The 19652-nt window shown below is 69.5% G+C and carries 12 protein-coding genes and 1 pseudogene; 4 read left to right on the top strand and 9 right to left on the bottom strand.

The genetic code is table 11. The annotated features are described in order from the left end of the window. Window position 1 precedes the first annotated feature (1 nt). Both ABZX79_RS16065 and ABZX79_RS16060 read left to right on the top strand, forming a co-directional pair. The gene (locus tag ABZX79_RS16065) at window positions 2-1096 is read left to right on the top strand and encodes a PDR/VanB family oxidoreductase (protein ID WP_355256876.1); all 1095 of its coding nucleotides are present in this window, start codon (window positions 2-4) and stop codon (window positions 1094-1096) included. A 26-nt stretch (window positions 1097-1122) separates the two neighbouring features. After that, window positions 1123-1863 carry a TetR/AcrR family transcriptional regulator gene (locus ABZX79_RS16060; protein ID WP_355256873.1) on the top strand — a complete coding sequence of 247 codons (741 nt, stop codon included), beginning with the start codon at window positions 1123-1125 and terminating at the stop codon, window positions 1861-1863. A gap of 8 nt (window positions 1864-1871) precedes the next feature. Here ABZX79_RS16060 and ABZX79_RS16055 read toward each other — a convergent pair whose 3' ends face one another. Together ABZX79_RS16055 and ABZX79_RS16050 are read right to left on the bottom strand one after the other, a co-directional pair. Beyond that, a complete protein-coding gene (locus ABZX79_RS16055) occupies window positions 1872-2546 on the bottom strand; it encodes a DUF4230 domain-containing protein (protein WP_355256870.1) in 675 nt (224 codons plus the stop codon). A 32-nt stretch (window positions 2547-2578) separates the two neighbouring features. Continuing rightward, window positions 2579-2932, bottom strand: a complete 354-nt coding sequence (locus tag ABZX79_RS16050) for an isomerase (RefSeq protein ID WP_355256867.1) — start codon at window positions 2930-2932, stop codon at window positions 2579-2581. Window positions 2933-3021: 89 nt separating this feature from the next. Between ABZX79_RS16050 and ABZX79_RS16045 the strand changes: the two genes are divergently transcribed. Further along, window positions 3022-3543, top strand: coding sequence for a GNAT family N-acetyltransferase (locus tag ABZX79_RS16045; protein WP_355256864.1), 522 nt, complete (start codon window positions 3022-3024; stop codon window positions 3541-3543). A 729-nt stretch (window positions 3544-4272) separates the two neighbouring features. Here ABZX79_RS16045 and pulA read toward each other — a convergent pair. From pulA to ABZX79_RS16010, 7 genes and pseudogenes are all read right to left on the bottom strand, one after another. Continuing rightward, entirely contained in the window at window positions 4273-9573 is a 5301-nt protein-coding gene (gene pulA, locus ABZX79_RS16040) for a pullulanase-type alpha-1,6-glucosidase (RefSeq protein WP_355256861.1), read from the bottom strand. A 364-nt stretch (window positions 9574-9937) separates the two neighbouring features. Further along, a pseudogene (locus ABZX79_RS16035) lies at window positions 9938-11320 on the bottom strand (alpha-amylase family protein); the annotation flags it as partial. A gap of 403 nt (window positions 11321-11723) precedes the next feature. Further along, window positions 11724-12767, bottom strand: coding sequence for a LacI family DNA-binding transcriptional regulator (locus ABZX79_RS16030; RefSeq protein WP_355256858.1), 1044 nt, complete (start codon window positions 12765-12767; stop codon window positions 11724-11726). Beyond that, window positions 12752-14452: a glycoside hydrolase family 13 protein gene (locus ABZX79_RS16025; protein ID WP_355257112.1), complete on the bottom strand. Its 1701-nt coding sequence runs from the start codon at window positions 14450-14452 to the stop codon at window positions 12752-12754. The genes ABZX79_RS16030 and ABZX79_RS16025 overlap by 16 nt, the downstream gene beginning before the upstream one ends. A gap of 90 nt (window positions 14453-14542) precedes the next feature. Further along, window positions 14543-15412: a carbohydrate ABC transporter permease gene (locus tag ABZX79_RS16020; protein ID WP_355256855.1), complete on the bottom strand. Its 870-nt coding sequence runs from the start codon at window positions 15410-15412 to the stop codon at window positions 14543-14545. Then, window positions 15409-16419: a sugar ABC transporter permease gene (locus ABZX79_RS16015; RefSeq protein ID WP_355256852.1), complete on the bottom strand. Its 1011-nt coding sequence runs from the start codon at window positions 16417-16419 to the stop codon at window positions 15409-15411. Before ABZX79_RS16015 ends, ABZX79_RS16020 begins: the two co-directional genes overlap by 4 nt. A gap of 19 nt (window positions 16420-16438) precedes the next feature. Next, a complete protein-coding gene (locus ABZX79_RS16010; RefSeq protein ID WP_355256849.1) occupies window positions 16439-17713 on the bottom strand; it encodes an extracellular solute-binding protein in 1275 nt (424 codons plus the stop codon). Window positions 17714-18022: 309 nt separating this feature from the next. On the opposite strand from ABZX79_RS16010, the gene ABZX79_RS16005 reads away from it, so the two are divergent. Next, complete coding sequence (locus ABZX79_RS16005) at window positions 18023-19648, top strand: glycoside hydrolase family 13 protein (protein ID WP_355256846.1); 1626 nt, start codon at window positions 18023-18025, stop codon at window positions 19646-19648. Window positions 19649-19652 lie beyond the last annotated feature (4 nt).

The following is a 19652-nucleotide window of genomic DNA, read 5'->3' as shown; positions in this document are numbered from 1 at the left end:
CATGCCCCGCGTACGCACGATCGTTCTCGCCACGGGTGCGGCCCTGCTGGCGCAGCGGGCCCTGCGCCGCCGCATCCGGCGCTCACCACTGTGGCCGATGCCGGCCCTGGAGAACCCGGTATCCGGCACCCGAGCCGCCTCCCGCGCCCCCAGCTCCCGCGCCCCCGCCTCCCTCCGCCTCCTCGTCACCGGCCGCACCGCACCGGCCGACGGCGTCGTCGAACTGCACCTGGAGGCGCTGGACACGGCGGACCTCCCCGCCTGGACGCCCGGCGCGCACGTCGACCTGGTCCTGCCGTCCGGCCAGATACGCCAGTACTCCCTGTGCGGCGATCCGGCCGACCGCAGTACGTACACCCTCGCCACCCGCCTCATCGAGGACGGCAGGGGCGGCTCCCGCGAGGTCCACGAGCAGCTGCACGAGGGCTCGGAGGTGGAGATCCGCGGCCCCCGCAACCGTTTCCCCCTCGTCGAGGCGCCGTCCTACGTCTTCGTCGCGGGCGGCATCGGCATCACGCCCGTCCTGCCGATGCTGCGCGCCGCCGAGGCCGCGGGCGCCGACTGGACGCTCCTCTACGGGGGCCGCAGCCGCGCCTCGATGCCGTACATCGACGAGATCGAGAAGCTGGCGGCCCCCGAGCGCGTGACGATCGTCGCGGAGGACGCGGACGGCATCCCCGACGTGCGGGCCGCCCTCGCGGACGCCGCCGAGGGGACGGCCGTCTACTGCTGCGGCCCCGAGCCCCTGATGGCCGCCGTGACCGACTCCCTCCCCGCCGGCTGCACCCTCCACCTTGAGCGCTTCACCGCGGGCGACCCCTCGGGCGGCACCGGCGGCGCCTTCGAGGTCGAACTCCGGCGCACCGGCCGCACCGTGACCGTCCCCGCGGGCGGCACGGTCCTGGCGGCCGTCCGCCCCGAGGTGCCGGGCGTCTCGTACTCCTGCGAGCAGGGCTTTTGCGGTACGTGCCAACAGCGCGTCCTGGAGGGCGAGATCGACCACCGCGACGAGCTCCTGACGGACTCCGAGCGTGACGACTCCATGCTGATCTGCGTCTCGCGGGCACACGGTGACCGTCTGGTGCTGGACCTGTAACGAGCGGCGACGGTTACGCTGCTCGTATGACGACCGGGGTGCGCCGAAGAATGGGCGTCGAGGAACGCAGGCAGCAGCTGATCAGCGTGGCACTGGAGCTGTTCAGCCACCGCTCGCCCGAAGACGTGTCGATCGACGAGATAGCGGCCGCGGCGGGCATCTCGCGGCCGCTCGTCTATCACTACTTCCCCGGCAAGCAGAGCCTGTACGAGGCCGCGCTGCGGCGGGCGGCCGACGAGCTCGCCGCGCGGTTCGTCGAGCCGCGCGAAGGGCCGTTGGGTGTGCGGCTGTTGCGCGTCATGGGGCGCTTCTTCGACTTCGTCGACGACCACGGGCCCGGCTTCTCCGCCCTGATGCGGGGCGGCCCGGCGGTCGGTTCATCGACGACGAACGCCATGATCGACGAGGTGCGCCAGGCGGCGTACGAGCAGATCCTCACGCACCTCGGCATCACCGATCCCCCGGCCAGGCTGGCGATGGTCGTACGGTCATGGGTGTCGCTCGCCGAGTCGACGGCGCTGATCTGGCTGGACGGGCGGGAGATCCCGCGCGCCGAGCTGGAGTTGCAGCTGGTGCACGACTTCGCGGCACTGGCGGCGGTGAGTGCGGCGTACGACACGGAGATGGCGGGGATCCTGCTGGACATCCTCGCGCTGGAGCCGGCCGACGGGCTGTTCGGGGATCTCATCGTGCGGCTGGCCGCCTTGGCTCCGGAGTCGGAGTCGGAGTCGGGAACCGTACCCGGTCAGCGCCCGCCGTCGCCTTAGCCGTCGCCTTAGCCGTAGCGGACGGTGACGTCCGTGAAGCCGAGCGAGTGCAGCAGGCCCTGGAGCATGCTGGTGGTGTTCTTCTCGGCGCGTGCGGCCAGTTCGCTTTCCTTGGCGGCCTCGCCGATGTGGTGGGCGGCGAGGCGGTTGACGGCGCGCTCGTCGGCCGGGTTGTCGGAGAAGAAGTCCCCGAGCCGGTCGAGCAGCCCTCGCTCCTTGGAGACGGCGTACGAACGGTCCGCGTCCAGGGCCGGCTTGCCGAGCCGCGCGTGCGGCAGCCGGAGGGTGGCGGCGGTGCGCTCCTCGTTCACGGTGACCTGCCCCTCCCCCACCTTGCCGAGGTCGACGTACGCGCCGACGGTGCCGGCGCCGACGTACAGCGTGCGGGTGCCGCGGATGGCGTCGGGGAGGAACTTGGCGTCCTTCTCCAGGTCGACGACGACCTGGAAATTGCCGGAGGCCGCCTCGTAACGGCTCATGTCCTGGATGGACTTCAGGAGCGCGGGGCCCGACCGGTCGTGCGTCTCCTCACCGAAGACGTCGTCGAGGGTGGGCAGGAGACTGAGCCTGCCGGCGACGAGCAGCAGCGCCACCAGCACGGCACCCACGCCCGCGACCTTGGCCCACCACGGAAGGCGGGTGCGGCGCGGGGGCCCTTTGAGCTGCTGCTCGCTGAGAGTCATACCGTACGGATGCCCCCGTACCCCTTGGTCACTCAGCGCTTGCGGTACGACGCTTCCAGGTCGCGCACTTCGGCGGAGAGGTGCGGATCGGTCGCCCCGTCGACCGGCTTGACGTACTGGGCGACCAGGTCGAGGACGGCGGCCGTGAGGTGCGCCTTCAGCTCCGGGGCGCGGCCGGGCAGGAGGGCGATGCCTATGTGCACGAGGGTGTGACCGGTCGCCGCGTCGGCCACCACTGTCTCGTCGACGCGCCGGAAGCGTGTCTTGCAGGCGGCGAGCTGGGTGTCGACGACGTCGACGACCAGCGGGTGCAGCGCGAGCGCGAAACCGCGCCGGTCGAAGGCGCCCGCCAGCTGCTCGGAGTAGTCGACGGTGATCTGCGGCATGGGCGGCACTCCGGGTGGGGTTCGTGACCAGGGTTCGTGACCAGGGTTCGTGATCAGGGACTGTCCCGGCCAGCCTTACGGTGATCCGCATGACGACGCAAGTGAAGTTCCGTATCGCGGACGCCGGAGACGACAAGGACGCGGCCGGCCTGGTCTCCCTCTACGACGGAGCCGCCCGGTGGATGCGAAGCCGGGGCATAGAGCAGTGGCAGCCGGGCGGGAAGGACGAGGAGCACTTCCGGCTGCGGATGAAGGAGGGCGAGGTATGGCTGGCTGAAGTAAATAGCGTGAGTGTCGGGGCGTACGAACTGTGGTGGGACGACGAGCCGGCGTGGGGCGTGCAGCCGCCGGTCGCCGGGTACGTACACCGGCTGATGACCGACCGTACGACCGCACCGGCCGGCCTGGGGCGCGTCATGCTCGCGCGGGCGGAACGGCGGATCGCGGAGGCGGGGCGGGAGCTGTGCCGACTGGACTGCCTGACGTCGAATCCCCGGCTGCGCACGTACTACGAGGGGGCGGGGTACCGGGTGGTGGGCGAGCAGCCGTTCAAGTGCGGTGGCCCGGACGGTGGTTCGTACGGGGTGACGCTGTTGGAGCGGGGGCTGTAGAGGGCGGGGCGTTGGGCGTTCGGGGGCGTTGGTTGCTTCTGGCGTGGGGGCCGCCACATGTAAGTGTGGCGGCGGAGGCCCGCCCCTCAAGGGCGCTCCTGCGTCGCGTCGCCTACGGCGATTCCGCTCCGCTACCCCCTTGACCGCCGACCCTCCGCCGCAATGCTTCTGGGGGGCGGCCCCCGGGGGGAGCCCACGGGAGGTCCGGGGAGTGGCCGTTCACCGTTGCCGCGCGGCGGCCGGTGGGTGGGGCGCATGAGCTCTAGGGGGCGTGCGGCCCCAGACTCAGCGACTGCGGGAACGGCCGCTGGTGCGACACCCCCATTCCCACGCACACGAGCACCCACGCAGCGGTCGGCCGGCTGACGGGTCGACCCGCAGGCCGCGCACGAAACCCGCCACGCCAACCACGCCAAGCCTTGCGGCCAACAGGAGCCCACCAGGGGAGTCGGCACGGCTGCGCGGGGCCCCATGGGTCGAAACACTCCCGTGATGCCTGGCAGCGAAACACCCGAGACGTGTGGGACTGAAGAGGCGACGAGATTCACCAAGTGCGGGGTTAGTCGCGTTCCCATGCCCGAACCACGCCATAGGACCGGCAAGTGTCGGGTTTGTTGCGGACAGATGCCGGAACCCCTAACCCGTCCCCCGGCATGCGGGAGGACGAGTGAGGGGTTCTTCGGTCCGGTCGGCGATTGAGGAACGTGGTTCGGGTCCGAGCCCCGGTTGCTAGCGGGTGAAGACCGCGACCGTGCGGGCGGGGACCGTGAACGTCCCGCTGGTCGGCTCGTACGTCGACTTCTTCACCGTCGCGTCCGCGCCCGCCGCCTGCGTCGGGTGCAAGGCGTATGGCGTGTCCGCGAGGTCAGTGATCCGCTGCTTCTGCTCGGACTGGGTCGCGTTGAAGACCACGATCAGGTCACCGGAGCGCATGGTGATGACGCCGGGTGTCTCCTCCTTGCCGGAGAGGGGAAAGGAGACCGCCTTCTGTACCTCGTCCGCCGACGTGAGGCTGAAGGTCTTTTCCGTCGTACGGATCTTCAGCAGGTCCTGGTACGCCGCCGACGCGCCGTCGATGTCCCGGCATCCCGGTGTCAGCGTCGGCGTCGTCAGCAGGGGCTTGGCGTACGGCCACTTGGTCTTGTTGTCCGCTGCGGGCGGCAGGCCGCGCCCGAAGCCGTTGCCGTCGCCGCAGTCCCAGTGGATCGCGTTGAACCAGTCACCGCTGTCGTAGGAATTGCGGTCCAGGGACTTGGAGCGGAGAAGGTCCGTCCCCGACTGGGACAGGGCCGGGCCCTGCGAGAGTGCCGCCGTGGCCATCGCCAGTACCTGCATGCGGGAGCGGTCCGTTGCCGACGTCTTGCTCGGCAGCTTGAAGGCCAGCGCGTCGTAGAGGGTTTCGTTGTCGTGGGCGTCGGCGTAGGCAAGCGCGTCGCCGGGGGCCTGCGCGTAGCCGGCGGGTGCGCCGTTGTAGTCGACCTCGGAGCCCTTGACCGTACGGCCGGCTGTGTCGGTGAAGGTGTACGCCGCCAGGTTGCCGGTCAGGCCCACCTTGATCAGGTCCTGGTAGTGGAGGAGGCGGGCCTTCTGCTCAGCAGGGGTGCCGTTGGAGGGTGAGGTGTTGGGGTCGGTGTAGAGGCCGGAGGCGAAGCCCTGCACGCCCGGGTCCTCGTCGAAGGGCCCGCCGCCGCGCACCGCGTCACGCGCGCGGTCGGAGAAGGTCGCGATGCCCGTGCCGGCCATGTTCTTCTGGGTGGCCTGCTCGAAGCGGGCGTCGTCGGCGATCTCGCCGAAGTTCCAGCCTTCGCCGTACAGGACGATCTTCTTGCCGTCGACGCCGTCGCGGGCGAGCGTCAGTTCGTCGAGCGCCTTGCGGACGGCGAGGATGTTCGCCTTCGGGTGGTGGCCCATGAGGTCGAAGCGGAAGCCGTCGACCTTGTAGTCACGTGCCCAGGTGACGACGGAGTCCACGACGAGCTTGCCCATCATGGCGTTCTCGGGTGCGGTGTTGGCACAGCAGGTGGACGTGGCTACCGTGCCATCGGCCAGCAGCCGCTGGTAGTAGCCGGGGACGATCTTGTCGAGTACGGACTTGTCCGCCTGGCCGGAGGCCACGGTGTGGTTGTAGACGACGTCCATGACCGTGCGCAGGCCGGAGTCGTTCAGGCCCTGGACCATCCGGCGGAATTCCACCGTGCGACGGGTGCCGTCGGGATCACTGGCGTACGAGCCCTCGGGGACGGTGTAGTGCAGCGGGTCGTAGCCCCAGTTGTACGCGTCCTTCGCCGCGACCTTCGAGAGGCAGGTCTGCTGCTCGTCGGAGTCGGGTGCGTAGACGGAGAGGTCGCAGGCCGGGGCCTGCTGGTCGGCCTTCTTCTCGGGGATGGTGCCGATGTCGAAGACGGGGAGGAGGTGGACGTACGACGTGCCGGCCTTGGCCAGTTTGTCGAGGTGCTTCATGCCCTTCGAGCCGGGGTCGGTGAAGGCGAGGTACTCCCCCGGGTGCTTGGCCGTGCTGTCGGCGACAGAGAAGTCCCTGACGTGGAGCTCCTGGATCTGTGCGTCGTGCAGCGGGGTTGCCGCCGGCTTCTTGAGCGTGGACCAGCCCTTGGGGGCCAGCTTCGGGTCCTTGAGGTCTACGACGAGACTGCGGGCCGAGTCGGCGGTGAGCGCGGTCGAGTAGGGGTCGGTGACCTTGTTGGTGACGACCTTCTGGACGCTCGGCGCCCACACCTTCACGGCGTAGCGGTACGGCTTGCCCGTCCAGCTCTTCGTGCCGGTGACGGACCAGACGCCGGTCGTGTTGTCACGCTTCATCGGGACGGTCTTGCCGTCGAGTTCCAGGGCGACGTGCTGGGCCGTGGGGGCCCAGAGGGAGAGGGTGGGACGGTCCTTCTTGAAGACCGGCCCGAGAGCCGCGCCGGTGGCCTTCGCCCCGTACGTGGCGTCGAGTACGCCCGGCAGCTGAACTCCCGTGGCAGCGAGCAGGGCTCCGTTTGCGGCGCGCTGGGTGGCGATGATCTGGCCGCGCAGGGATTCGCGGATCCGGTCGCGGTCGCGCGGGTCGACGGTGAAGGCCGGGTAATCCTTGAGGTGCGGGTACTTCGCCTTCTGCGCGTCGGTCAGGGCGGAGGACGACAGCCGCAGCCAGCGGCCCTCGTCGGAGAGCGCGCCGTCGACGACCGAGATGCCGCCGTCGCGTGCGTACACCAGCTGCTGGCTGGTGGCCTCGGTGGCCTTGACCTTCCAGACGACCGTGTCCTTGTCGATCCACTGCGCCTCGGCCTTGGTCAGGTCGAGCGAGGCCGCGCCGCCGGTTTGCGGCAGCAGGTACTTTGGCTGACCGGCCAGCATCCACACCTCGTGGCCGTACGTCGCGAGGTCGAGGGACTGGTCGCTGGGGAGGTCCTTCTCGTCGCCCTTGTGGAGGATGTAGGACAGGGTCGTGGCGCCGTCCGCGAGCGGGACTTCGAAGGTCGCGCCGTACGCGGTCTTTTTCACCGGCATCAGGGGCTTCGACCAGTCGGTGGGCTCCTTGGCGCCGGTCCAGGTGTGCAGACCCCAGCCGTCGTAGTCGCCGTCGGCGCGCTGGTAGTGCAGGACGGCCTTGGTCTTGTCCTGGGGCGGGTACGCGCCGTCCGGAGCCTTGGTGGCCTGGCCGTCCTTGCCCTGCTCGATCCAGACTTCGCCCGTACGGCCGAGGTCTATGGTGCGTTGCGGGCCGTCCGCCGTGCCGTTCTTCTCGACGGTGTACGGGAGGGACGCGGCACCCTCGGCGAGCTTGATCCACGCGAAGGCGCCGTAGGCGTCGCGCCCGGTGAAGGTGGCCGAGCTGTCACCGGACTTGAGGTTCCAGCCGTCGTAGTCGCCGTCGGGGCGCTTGTAGTGGACGACGGCGTAGTCGCGCTCGACGGCCGTCGGCTTGCCGGGCGCGGGGGCCTGGCCCGGCGTCGTCGAGGCGAGGGCGCTCGCGGTGCGTCCGGCGCTGTCCACTACGACTGCCTTGTAGCGGAGGGCGGTTCCGGCCGCAATGTCTCGGCCCAGGTACTGGGTGACCTTGTACGGCGCGTGGTCGGCGGAGCCCAGCGTGCGCCACTTGCCGTTGCCGGTCTGGGCGGCGAAGACGACGCGGTTGAGCTGCCCGCCGTCGACGTCCGCGCTGATCTCGACGGTGCCGGTCGCGCCGGCGGCCGGGGCCTTGAGGGTGATGGCCGGCTTGGCCGCCGGGGCGGGGAGGGGCTCGGCCGCCCGGAGTACGACGGACGACAGCGCGGGCACGGTGACCTTCACCTTGCGGTCGGCGTCGCTGCGTACCGCTTCGGAAGCGCCGTACAGGGTGCGGAAGTCCGTGTTCGGCGAGCCCACCGTCAGCTCGACCGTCTTCGCCTCGGCGCCGTTGTTCGTGGCGACGACGTACTCGGACTTGTGCTTGGCGTCCGTACGGGAGAAGGCGTAGACCGAGCCTTCCGCGTGCAGCTCCTGCTGTACGCCGTCGCGGAGAGCCGGGTGGGTCTTCGTCAGCTTCGCGAGCTCGGCGATCGACTTGTATATGGGGTGCGTGGTGTCGTACGCGTCGGAGGCGTGCGTACGGTCCGTACCGAGCTGGTCGTCGTCCAGGTAGTCGGCGGTCTTGGACGCGAAGAGGGTCTGGCGGGCGTCCTTGTCGCCGCCCGCGCCCGTGAAGCCCTGTTCGTCGCCGTAGTAGATGACCGGGTTGCCGCGCGAGAAGAACATCAGCTCGTTGGCGAGGCGGGCCCGCTTCAGGAGTTCGGCTTCGTCCGCGTTGGGGTTGTCCTGCTTGAGGAAGGTTCCGATGCGGCCCATGTCGTGGTTGCCGGTGAAGGAGACCTGCTCGTAGGCGTTGGCCTTGTCGGTGGTGTAGCGGTAGTCCTCGGCGAAGACCTCGGCGAGCTTGCTCGCGGCCACGCCCTGGGAGGCGTACGCGCGGGTGGCGTCCTGGAGCGGGAAGTCGAGGGTGGAGTCGAGGCGGCCGCGGGTCACGTACGGCGAGGTGACCTCGGTGTCGGCGGAGTAGACCTCGCCGAACATGAAGAAGTCCTCGCGGCCGCGCTTGGCGGCGTACGCGTCGAGGGCGGTCGCCCACTCGGTCCAGAAGTCCAGGTCGACGTGCTTGACGGTGTCGATGCGGAAGCCGTCGATGTCGAAGTCGCGGACCCACTTCTGGTAGATGTCCGCCATGCCGTCGACGACCTCGGGGCGCTCGGTCCAGAGGTCGTCGAGTCCGGCGAAGTCGCCGTACTCGGAACTCTCGCCGGCGAAGGTGGAGTCGCCCCGGTTGTGGTACATCGTCGGGTCGTTGAGCCAGGACGGGACCTTCTTCTCGTCCTCGCGCGGCTTGGGCGTGTACGGGAAGGTGTCGGCGTCCGTCTTGCCGACGCCCTGGCGGTCGTCGAAGGGGCGGCCTGACGTGTCGAGGTACGGGTACGCGCCCTTGGGGCGGTAGCCGTACTTCTTCTCGGCGTAGTCGACGGTGTCGGCGGTGTGGTTGGTGATGACGTCGAAGAAGACCTTCATGCCCTTGGCGTGGGCCTTGTCGATCAGCTTCTCCAGGTCGGCGTTGGTGCCGAAGTGGGGGTCGACCTGGGTGAAGTCGGTGATCCAGTAGCCGTGGTAGCCGGCTGAGGCGTCTTTACCGGTGCCCTGGACGGGCTTGTTCTTGAAGATCGGTGCCAGCCAGATGGAGGTGGTGCCGAGGTTCTTGATGTAGTCGAGCTTCTGGGTGAGGCCTTTGAGGTCGCCGCCCTGGTAGAAGCCCTTGTCGGTGGGGTCGTAGCCGGTCGCCAGGCGCGACCCCGTGAGCCCGCCCCTGTCGTTGGCGGGGTCGCCGTTCGCGAACCGGTCGGGGAGTACGAAGTAGAACTGCTCGCGGGTGAGGTCGTGCCGCGTGGGCTCGGCAGCGAGCTTGGCGTCGGACGGCGGCGCGGGTGGCTTCGCCGCTGCGGCAGGCGGGGCGGGTATCAGCGCCGCGAACAATGCAGCCGCGACGGCTGCGCCGACTCTGCTGGACATGGGCTTGCTCTCCTTCGGTGGAGGTTGGGGTGAGGGGGTGAGAGTGCGGGTGCGGGTGCGGTGCGGGTTGCCTGCGGCGCTTTCCCCTACCCGCCCCTTCCCGAAGCTGGGGCTCCGCCCCAGACCCCGCTCCTCAAACGCCGGAGGGGCTGGATTTGCCGGGCGGGGGCTGGAGGCTGGGGGGCGGCGCCGAAGGCTGCTGCGCGGGCCGCTGGGTGTTGAGCGCGGCACATTTGAGCCGCGCTCAGCAAATCCAGCCCGTCCGGCGTTTGAAGACACGCCCGTAGGGCGTCCGGGGTCTGCCGCAGGCCCGCACCACCGCGCACCCGCACCGCACTGCGCCCCGGTCAGACCATCACGCGCCGCACGTACGCGCGTTCACATGCAGCGCCACCGCCGTGTTCACGCCCAGCGTCGCCGTGAACCGCCCGGCCGCGTCGACCGTCACCACCCGGTTCGACTGGACGTCGCAGTACGAGCCCCCCGCCAGCCCCGTCTGGAAGGTGCGGGTCAGCGACGAGCCCTCGTGGTTGAGCGCCACGTACGCCTTGTCGCCACGCCCGAACGCGATCTGGTCGCCGCCGTTGTCCCACCAGTTCGTGACGCTCTGGCCCCGCGCCGCGTTCCGGAAGGCGACCATGCTCTTGATCTCGGGCCAGTTGTGCTGGCACTTCCACCCGTCGCTCCAGCACGCGTTCACCGTCCCCCCGTTGGGCGGGCCCGCGTCCCTGTCGGACCACTCGTAGCCGGAGTGGACGTCCGGCGAGCCGTACGGCCACGCCAGCATGAAGACATTGGCCAGCGTGTAGTTCGCGCCGTCCTTGTAGCTGAGTGTGTCGCCGCCGCGCTCCGTGTCGTGATTGTCCACGAAGACGGCCGACTTCCCGCTCTCCATGTACCCCCAGCCCTCCCCGTAGTTCTTCAGGTAGGCCAGGTTCTCGTTGTTGAAGACCCGCTTCAGGTCTCGGGCGTACCGGAACTCCTGTACATCGCCCGACCCCAGGTACTCGCTCGGCGAGACCGCCTCGCCCGCGCCGTAGATGGCTTCGTGCTTCCAGTACACCCCCGGATTGCTCAGCCGGGACTTGATGTTGGCGAGGTCCGCCGCCGGCATGTGCTTGGCCGCGTCGATCCGGAAGCCGTCGACGCCCAGCGAGAGCAGGTCGTTCAGGTACGTCGCGATCCTGCCCCGGACGTAGTCCTCACCCGTGTCCAGGTCCGCCAGACCGACCAGCTCGCAGTTCTGTACGTTCCCACGGTCGCCGTAGTTCGTTATGTGGGCGCGGCAGTCGTCCACGTCGAAGCCCGAGTACGTGCCGGGGTAGTTGTACTTCTCGTACGACGAGCCGCCGGTGCCGGTCCCATTGCCGGCCGCCATGTGGTTGATGACGCTGTCGGCGATGACCTTCACGCCCGCCGCGTGGCAGGCGCTGACCATGTTCGCGAACGCGGTCCGGTCACCGAGCCGTCCCGCGATCCTGTAGCTCACGGGCTGGTACGAGGTCCACCACTGGCTGCCCTGGATGTGCTCCTGCGGCGGGGATACCTGGACGAAGCCGTACCCGGCCGGTCCGAGGGTCCGCGTGCACTCCTTGGCGACCGAGTCGAACTTCCACTCGAAGAGGACGGCGGTGACGTCCTTACCGCCGGGCGGGGCCGCCTGTGCGGTGCCCGTGGGGGCCACGAGCAGTCCCGCTCCGGCGGTGAGGGCGAGGGCGAGCGCGGCAGAGAAAGGTCTGCGAGCCATTGTTTCCTCCTGCATGGGGGGAGGTGCGGGTGCGACGGTGCAGCCTCGCGCGGCAACGCGCCTTGCCCTCAAGGCCTGAATGTTCCTGAATGTTCTTGCAGCAATAGTTGAAAACTTGCCGCCGGGGCAGACCGTACGAGCCCTCATCAGCGCGGTCAACCCTTGCGACACAGTCCGCTAACCTGCGGGAAATCTGCCAGATTTCTTCTTGCAATCTCTTTCGCAACTTATTGCGAGCTGTTACGTTCTTCTCGACTCCGGCTCGGCCGGCCGGGGGTCCCGGCACGTCCGGGCCCCACGCGCCCGTCCGGCCGGGTCGGGTACGACAGGGAGACCCCGGGGCCGTTGATTCCCCGCGGCCCGACCAGGGCAGGTCCCGGGCTCCCCCTGCCGCCCCGCTCCGCTACGCGCGCTTCTGCGCCGTGGAGCCCCGTACCACCAGCTCCGGCTGGAACACGTACTCCGTACGCTGCACCGGGCTGCCGCCCAGCTCCTCCAGCAGCGCGCCGACCGCCGCCGTCGCCATCGCCTGCACCGGCTGGCGCACCGTGGTCAGCGGCGGGTCGGTGAAGGCGATCAGCTGCGAGTCGTCGAAGCCCACCACCGAGACGTCGTCCGGCACGTCCAAGCCGCGCTCGCGCACTGCTCGGACCACGCCCAGCGCCATCATGTCGCTGCCGCAGACGATGCCCGTACATCCCGCGTCGAGCAGCGCACCGGCCGCGACCTGGCCGCCCTCGACGCTGAACAGCGTGTGCTGGACCAGGAGTTCGGCTTCGGGGCGCGACGTACGCAGCGTGCTGCCGAGCGCGTCGACGAAACCCTCCCGTTTGCGGCGGGACGGCACGTACCGCTGCGGGCCGACCGCGAGGCCGATCCGCTCGTGGCCGAGTTCGGCGAGGTGGGTGACCGCCATCCGCATCGCGGCATGGTCGTCCGGTGACACGAAGGGCGCGCTGATCGCCTCGTTGTAGCCGTTGATGAGGACGTACGGGACCCCGCGCGCCGCCAGCTCGGCGTAGCGCGCGGGGTCCGCCGACAGGTCGGCGTGCAGGCCGGACAGGAAGACGATGCCGCCTACTCCCCGCTCCACCAGCTGCTCGACGAGTTCGTCCTCGGTGACCCCGCCGGGCAGCTGGGTGCAGAGCACCGGCGTGTAGCCGTGGCCTGCCAGGACCTGCTCGACGACCTGGGCGAACGCCGGGAAGATCGGGTTGGTGAGTTCGGGTGTCACCAGGCCGATCAGGCCCGCGCTGCGCCGCCGCAGCCGCACCGGGCGTTCGTACCCGAGTACGTCGAGCGCCGCGAGCACCCGCTGGCGCGTGGTGTCCGCGACGCCCGACTTGCCGTTCAGTACCCGGCTCACGGTGGCCTCACTGACACAGGCGTGCTCCGCGATGTGCGCCAGCCGCGGCGGCGGCACGGGAACGGTCACACCGTCCACCACACCGTGGTGTCGGCAGGGAGGTCGAAGTCCCCGTCGGTGTATGTGACTTCGCCGCTGGCGAGCAGGATGCGGCCGGGGGCGGGGATGCGCACCGCCGCGCCCGTCGTGTTGACCGTGCAGACGAAGCCCTCGCGGGCCAGGGCCACCACGCCCTCCGGGGCGTCCAGCCATGCCACGTCCGTGCCCGCCCCCAGGCCCGGGTGTTCGCGGCGTACGGCCAGTGCGGAGCGGTACAGCTCCAGGGTCGAGCCGGGGTCACCGGTCTGCGTCTCGACGCTCAGCTCGCCCCACCCGGCCGGCTGCGGCAGCCAGCTGCCGCCCGTACCGAAGCCGTGGGACGGCCCCCCGGCCGTCCAGGGGATCGGCACCCTGCATCCGTCGCGGAAGCCGTCCTGGCCCTCCGCGCGGAAGAACGACGGGTCCTGGCGGGCCGCGTCGGGCAGGTCGGTGACGTCGGGCAGGCCGAGCTCCTCGCCCTGGTAGATGTACGCCGACCCTGGCAGCGCCAGCATCAGCAGCGTCGCCGCGCGGGCCCGGCGCAGGCCGAGCTCGCGGTCGCCGGGGGTACGCAGCTGAGTGCCGAGGCCGGGCGGGTTGGCGAAGCGGGTCGCGTGGCGTGTCACGTCGTGGTTGGACAGGACCCAGGTCGCGGGGGCGTCGACCGGGCGCATCGCGGCGAGGGATACGTCGATGACCTCGCGCAGCGCAGTCGCGTCCCAGTCCGTGCCCAAGTATTGGAAGTTGAAGGCCTGGTGCAGCTCGTCGGGTCGCACGTAGTTGGCCGTACGCTCCACGGTCGGCGTCCACGCTTCTGCTACGCCGATGCGCTCGCCGGGGTACTCGTCGAGGATCTGCCGCCAGGAGCGGTAGATCTCGTGGACGCCGTCCTGGTCGAAGAAGGGCGTGCCGTCATCACCGCTGCCGAGCAGCTTGAGCTGGTCGTGGCTGCCGAGGTCGGGAAGGCCGTCCGCCTTGACCAGGCCGTGCGCCACGTCGATGCGGAAGCCGTCCACGCCCATGTCGAGCCAGAAGCGCAGGATGGAGCGGAACTCGTCGGCGACGGCCGGGTGTTCCCAGTTGAAGTCGGGCTGCTCGGGCGCGAAGAGGTGCAGGTACCAGTCGCCGGGCGTGCCGTCCGGGTTCGCCGTACGGGTCCAGGCGGGGCCGCCGAAGATGGACTCCCAGTCGTTCGGGGGGAGTTCGCCGTCGTCGCCCTTGCCCGGCCGGAAGTGGTAGCGCTCGCGCAGGGCGGAGCCGGGGCCCTCCTTGAGTGCGCGCTTGAACCACTCGTGCTGGTCGGAGGAGTGGTTGGGCACCAGGTCGACGATGATGCGCAGGCCCAGGTCGTGGGCGTCGCGTATCAGGGCGTCGGCGTCGAGGAGGGTGCCGAACATGGGGTCGATGGCCCGGTAGTCGGCGACGTCGTAGCCGGCGTCGGCCTGCGGGGACGCGTAGAAGGGGCTGAGCCAGACAGCGTCGACGCCGAGGTCCCGGAGATACGGGAGGCGGCGGCGTACCCCTTCGAGATCGCCCATGCCGTCACCGTTGCCGTCGGCGAAACTGCGCGGATAGACCTGGTAGATCACCGCGTCGCGCCACCAGCCGGTGTGCCGCCGGTTTCCAATGGTGGGGCCAGGGCTGGGGCCACTGGTGGGGGCGGTGGGAGCAGCGAGGTGCTGGGTCATGTCGTCCCTGGAAGTCATGGGGTGGGAGCGGCGCCGGGTCCGGTGTGCGGGTCCGGCGCCGCCGACGTATAGGCGTATGAGAAGAGAGCGCTAGCCCTTTACGGCTCCGGCGGACACACCCGTCACCAGGTGGCGCTGCGCGAAGAGGAACACCAGCGCCGCCGGGATCGCGATCAGCACGGACGCGGCGGCCATCGGGCCCCACTGGGCGCCGTACTGGTTGACGAACTTCTGGAGGCCGCCCGCGAGGGTCAGGTTCTCGTCGCCGACCATGAAGGCGGAGGCGTACGCCACTTCGCCCCACGCGGTGACGAAGGAGTAGAACGCGGTCACCGCGATGCCGGGCTTGGCGAGCGGCAGGATGAGCCGCCAGAAGGTGCCGAACGGGGTGAGGCCGTCGACCTGGCCCGATTCGTCGATCTCGCGCGGGATGGTGTCGAAGAAGCCCTTCATCATCCAGGCGCAGAACGGCACGGCGATCGTGAGGTAGGTGATCACCAGGCCGGCCGGCTGGTTGAGCAGGCCCATGCTCGACATGATGTTGTAGATCGGCACGATCAGGACCGCGACCGGGAACATCTGGGTGATGAGCAGGGTCCACATCAGGCCCCGCTTGCCGGGGAAGCGGAAGCGGCTCACGGCGTAGCCGGTGGTGGCGGCGACGAAGACACCGACGACCGTGGTCAGGCCGGCGACGAGCAGCGAGTTGGCGAACCAGGTGAGGAACGGGGTGTCGTTCAGCAGGTTCGTGTAGTTGGTGAGCGTCGTGTCTTTGAAGAAGTCGGTGCTGGTCGCGTACGCCGGCGGCTTGAGCGAGGTCAGCAGCACCCACAGCACGGGGAACACGGCGATCACGGACGCCACGACGAGCGTGACGTGCAGGCCGACCGAGGCCAGCGGGGAGCGCCGGCCGCGCAGCGGGGCGTTCGGCGTGGCAGAGGTAAGGGGGGCAGTGGTCACCAGACATCTCCCTGCTTGCGGAGCACTCGCCGGTAGACCGCGGCGAAGAGCATCAGGAGGATCAGGATCAGTACGCCCCAGGTGGACGACTGCGCGAAGTCGCGGGGGCTGATCTCGAAGGAGAACTTGAACGCCTGGGTGACCAGGATCTGGGTGGCGTCACCGGGTCCGCCGCGGGTCAGCAGGAAGATCACCGGGAACATGTTGAAGGTCCAGATCGTGCTCAGCAGGATCACGGTGGAGCTGACGGGGCGCAGTCCCGGCAGGGTGATGTGGCGGAAGCGCTGCCAGGCGCTGGCGCCGTCCATCTCGGCGGCCTCGTACTGCGCGCTGTCGATGGACTGGAGGCCGCCGAGGAGGGCGACCATCATGAACGGCACGCCGAGCCACACGTTGACGGCGATGACCGAGATCTTCGCCATGGTGGGGTCGTTGAGCCACGGCACGGCGTCGATGCCGCCGCCGGCCAGGATCCGGTTCAGGAAGCCGCGGTCCTCGTTGTAGAGGAAGCGCCAGGCGAAGACGGAGACGAAGCCGGGGATGGCCCACGGCAGGATCAGCATCATCCGGTAGAAGGACCGGCCCGCGATCCTGCGGTTGAGGATGTTCGCCAGGCCCAGGCCGAGCAGGAACGTGACGCTGACGCAGGAGACCGTCCACACCAGTGTCCAGCCGAGGGTGCCGAGGAACTGGTCGCCGGTGAGCGCGTCGGCGTAGTTGTCGAGCCCCACGAACTCGTACGTCGCGGGCATGTGGTTGACGCCGATGCTGCGCTCGACGTTGCGCTCGTTGGCGTCGGTCATCGACAGGTAGATCCCGCGGAACAGCGGGTACCCGATGATCACGCCGATCACGATCACCACGGGGGCGACCATGGTCCAGGCGTACCAGTGGGTCGAGAGCGAGCGCCGGAGCTTGCCCGGCGTTTTACCAGCACCGCGGCTCGGGCCGCGGGCGACGTCGTCGCCCGCGGCCTTCGCCACCGACTGGCTGGTGTGGACAGCCATCAGTCGGCCTGCCTTCCTGTTACTTCCAGCCCTTGAGGAGCTTGCGGTACTGGTCGCCGGTGGTCTTGGCGCCCTTCTCCGGGGTGGTCTGGCCGGTGAGGACCTTGGTGTACTCGGTCACCAGCGGCGCGAAGAGGCTGCCGGTCTCCGGGATCCACGGGCGCTCGACGGCCTTGTCGACGACGGGCTTGAAGAAGCCGACGACCTGGTTGCCGGAGACGTCCGGCTGCGAGTAGACCGACGTGCGGGTCGGGAGCAGGCTGAGCTCCTTGGCGACCTGGGCCTGGCTCTCGGCGGAGGTCATGTACTCGCTGAAGGCGTACGAGGCTTCCAGGTTCTTGGAGCCCGCGTAGACGGCGAGGTTGTGGCCGCCCTGCGGGGCGCCCTGGCCCTTGCTGCCGGCCGGGACCGTGGTGATGCCCAGGTTGGCCTTGTCCTTGAACTCCTTGCCGGCGTACGTGTCGGCGACGGCCCACGGGCCGTTGATCATCATGGCGACCTTGCCGTCCTTGAACGCCGACTGCATGTTCTCCCAGCCGTCGGTTGCGTCCGTCTTCGCGGCGCCCGAGTCGACGAGCTCCTTGACGACCTTCAGCGCCTTGACACCGGGCTCCTGGTCGACCGTGACGCTCTTGCTCTTGGCGTCGACCAGGTCGCCGCCCTCGCCGTAGAGGAAGGACAGGAACCAGTACGCGTCGTCGCCGCGCAGGTAGAGGCCGGTCTTGCCGGTCTTGTCCTTGATCTTCTTCGAGACGGTCTTCAGCTCGTCGATGGTCTTGGGCACCTCGACGCCGGCGTCCTTGAAGATCTTCTCGTTGTAGAAGAGGCCCATCGAGTCGATGACCTGCGGCACCGCGTACGTCTTGCCGTTGTACTTCGTGCTGGCCGCGGCCTGCGCCAGGAAGTCCTTGTCGTCCTTGAGCGCGGCCGTGCCGTCCAGCTTCGCCAGGTAACCGAGGTCCGCGAACTCGGGGGTCCAGGCCACCTCGGAGCGGATCACGTCGGGGGCGCCGGAGCCGGACTGGGCGGCGTTCTTGAACTTGTTCTGCGCCTCACCGAACGGCACGTTGACGTACTTCACGTCGACGTCCGGGTGCTTCTTCTCGAAGCCTTCCGCCAGCTTCTTGAAGACCTTGTCCTCACTGCCGACGGTGGAGGTGTCCCACCAGGTGACGGTGCCGGACAGCTTGCCCGAAGCCTTCTTGTCACCGGTGTCACCGTCGTCTGTGCCGCATGCGGTCGCCGCGAGCGCCAGGGTCGCGACCAGGGCGGTGGCCGTTATGCCACGTCGCATCTGAACTCCTTCAACTGCCGAACCGCTCCGTCGCGGCGCCGGGTCGTCGAGGAACGTAACAAGGATGAAAGAAGACCGAAAGAGCTTGCGAAGATTTTCCGTAAGCGCTGCCGATCGTTACATCGGCGTGTCCTCACGGTTGCCGTCGAACCCCTTGTCAGCCAGTGCGCGCAGGGGTTAACGGCCTTGCCGCCCGATCTGCAAGCACTACCGCAAGGACTTGCAGCCCTGTTACTTTCGAGGGGCACCAGCGTTGATCTCGTAGACCGACCCAGGACCGGCCCGCCCCCGTATACGAGAGGGATCTTCATGACGCAGGAGCTCGCACCCACCCGGACGGCCCCGGAGCGCGGCTGGTGGCGCGACGCCGTCATCTATCAGGTGTACGTGCGCTCCTTCGCCGACAGCGACGGCGACGGCATCGGCGATCTGCGCGGCATCCGCGAACGCCTGCCGCACGTGGCCGCGCTGGGCGCCGACGCGGTCTGGCTGACCCCCTTCTACGCCTCGCCCCAGGCCGACGGCGGCTACGACGTGGCCGACTACCGCACCGTGGACCCGATCTTCGGCAGCCTCGACGACGCCGCCGAACTGATCAACACGGCGCACGACTTGAACCTGCGGGTGATCGTCGACGTCGTCCCGAACCACACCTCCGACCGGCACGCGTGGTTCCGCGCCGCACTGGCCGACCAGCAGGGCGGCCCGGCCCGCGACCGCTACCACTTCCATCCCGGCCGGGGCGCGAACGGCGAGCTGCCGCCCAACGACTGGGAGTCGGTCTTCGGCGGCCCGGCCTGGACCCGCGTCCCCGACGGCGACTGGTACCTGCACCTCTTCGCGCCCGAGCAGCCCGACCTCAACTGGCACAACCCCGAGGTCCACGAGGAATTCGACTCGATCCTGCGCTTCTGGCTGGGTCTGGGCGTGGACGGCTTCCGCGTCGACGTGGCCCACGGCATGGTCAAGGCCGAGGGCCTGCCCGACATCGGCGCCCGCGAGCAGGCCAAGATGATCGGCACCCAGGTCCTGCCGTTCTTCGACCAGGACGGCGTCCACGACATCCACCGCTCCTGGCGCAGACTGCTCGACTCGTACGACGGCGAGCGGATCGGCGTCGCCGAGGCGTGGGCCCCCACCCCCGAGCGCCTCGCCCTGTACGTACGCCCCGACGAGCTGCACCAGGCATTCAACTTCCAGTTCCTGAACTGCCCGTGGGACGCCCAGGCGATGCGCGCGGTGATCGAGACGTCGCTGGCCGCGACCACCCTCGTCGGCGCCCCCACCACCTGGGTCCTGTCCAACCACGACGTGGTCCGCCACCTCACCCGGTACGGCGGCGGGGACGACGCCCTGGGCCTGCGCCGGGCCCGCGCCGCCGCGCTGCTCATGCTGGCGCTGCCCGGTTCGGCGTACCTCTACCAGGGCGAAGAGCTGGGCCTCCCCGAGGTCACCGACCTGCCCGACGAGGTCCGCCAGGACCCGTCCTTCTTCCGCAGCGACGGCCAGGACGGCCTGCGCGACGGATCCAGGGTGCCCATGCCCTGGTCGGGCGACGCACCGCCCTACGGCTTCTCCCCCGAGGCCGCCGCCCCGTCCTGGCTGCCGCAGCCCGACACCTGGAAGACCCTGACCGTAGAAGCCCAGACGGAGGACCCGCAGTCCACCCTGGAGCTCTACCGCTCGGCGCTCGCCCTGCGCCGTGAACTCCCGGGCCTGGGCGACGGCGAAATGGCCTGGGAGCAGGCCCCCGGCGGCTACCCCGACGGCCTGCTCATGTTCAGCCGCCCGGGCTTCGTCTGCACCCTCAACACCACACCGCGCCCTGCCCAACTCCCCACTCCGGGCCGCCTGCTGATCGCGTCCGCGCCCCCGTCGACCGACGGCGATACGGTCACTCTCCCGCCCGATTCCTGCGCTTGGTGGGCAATCTGAGATG

The organism is Streptomyces sp. NPDC002994 (assembly GCF_040611155.1).
Classification (GTDB): Bacteria; Actinomycetota; Actinomycetes; order Streptomycetales; family Streptomycetaceae; genus Streptomyces.
This window is presented reverse-complemented; position numbering and strand designations above follow the sequence as displayed.

Excerpts from the sequence above, each read along its gene's own strand:
- ABZX79_RS16015 (WP_355256852.1), bottom strand. The coding sequence starts at position 16,419 with ATGGCTGTCCACACCAGCCAGTCGGTGGCGAAGGCCGCGGGCGACGAC.
- ABZX79_RS16055 (WP_355256870.1), bottom strand. The coding sequence starts at position 2,546 with ATGACTCTCAGCGAGCAGCAGCTCAAAGGGCCCCCGCGCCGCACCCGC.
- ABZX79_RS16065 (WP_355256876.1), top strand. The coding sequence starts at position 2 with ATGCCCCGCGTACGCACGATCGTTCTCGCCACGGGTGCGGCCCTGCTG.
- pulA (WP_355256861.1), bottom strand. The coding sequence starts at position 9,573 with ATGTCCAGCAGAGTCGGCGCAGCCGTCGCGGCTGCATTGTTCGCGGCG.
- ABZX79_RS16005 (WP_355256846.1), top strand. The coding sequence starts at position 18,023 with ATGACGCAGGAGCTCGCACCCACCCGGACGGCCCCGGAGCGCGGCTGG.
- ABZX79_RS16045 (WP_355256864.1), top strand. The coding sequence starts at position 3,022 with ATGACGACGCAAGTGAAGTTCCGTATCGCGGACGCCGGAGACGACAAG.
- ABZX79_RS16050 (WP_355256867.1), bottom strand. The coding sequence starts at position 2,932 with ATGCCGCAGATCACCGTCGACTACTCCGAGCAGCTGGCGGGCGCCTTC.
- ABZX79_RS16010 (WP_355256849.1), bottom strand. The coding sequence starts at position 17,713 with ATGCGACGTGGCATAACGGCCACCGCCCTGGTCGCGACCCTGGCGCTC.
- ABZX79_RS16060 (WP_355256873.1), top strand. The coding sequence starts at position 1,123 with ATGACGACCGGGGTGCGCCGAAGAATGGGCGTCGAGGAACGCAGGCAG.
- ABZX79_RS16025 (WP_355257112.1), bottom strand. The coding sequence starts at position 14,452 with ATGACCCAGCACCTCGCTGCTCCCACCGCCCCCACCAGTGGCCCCAGC.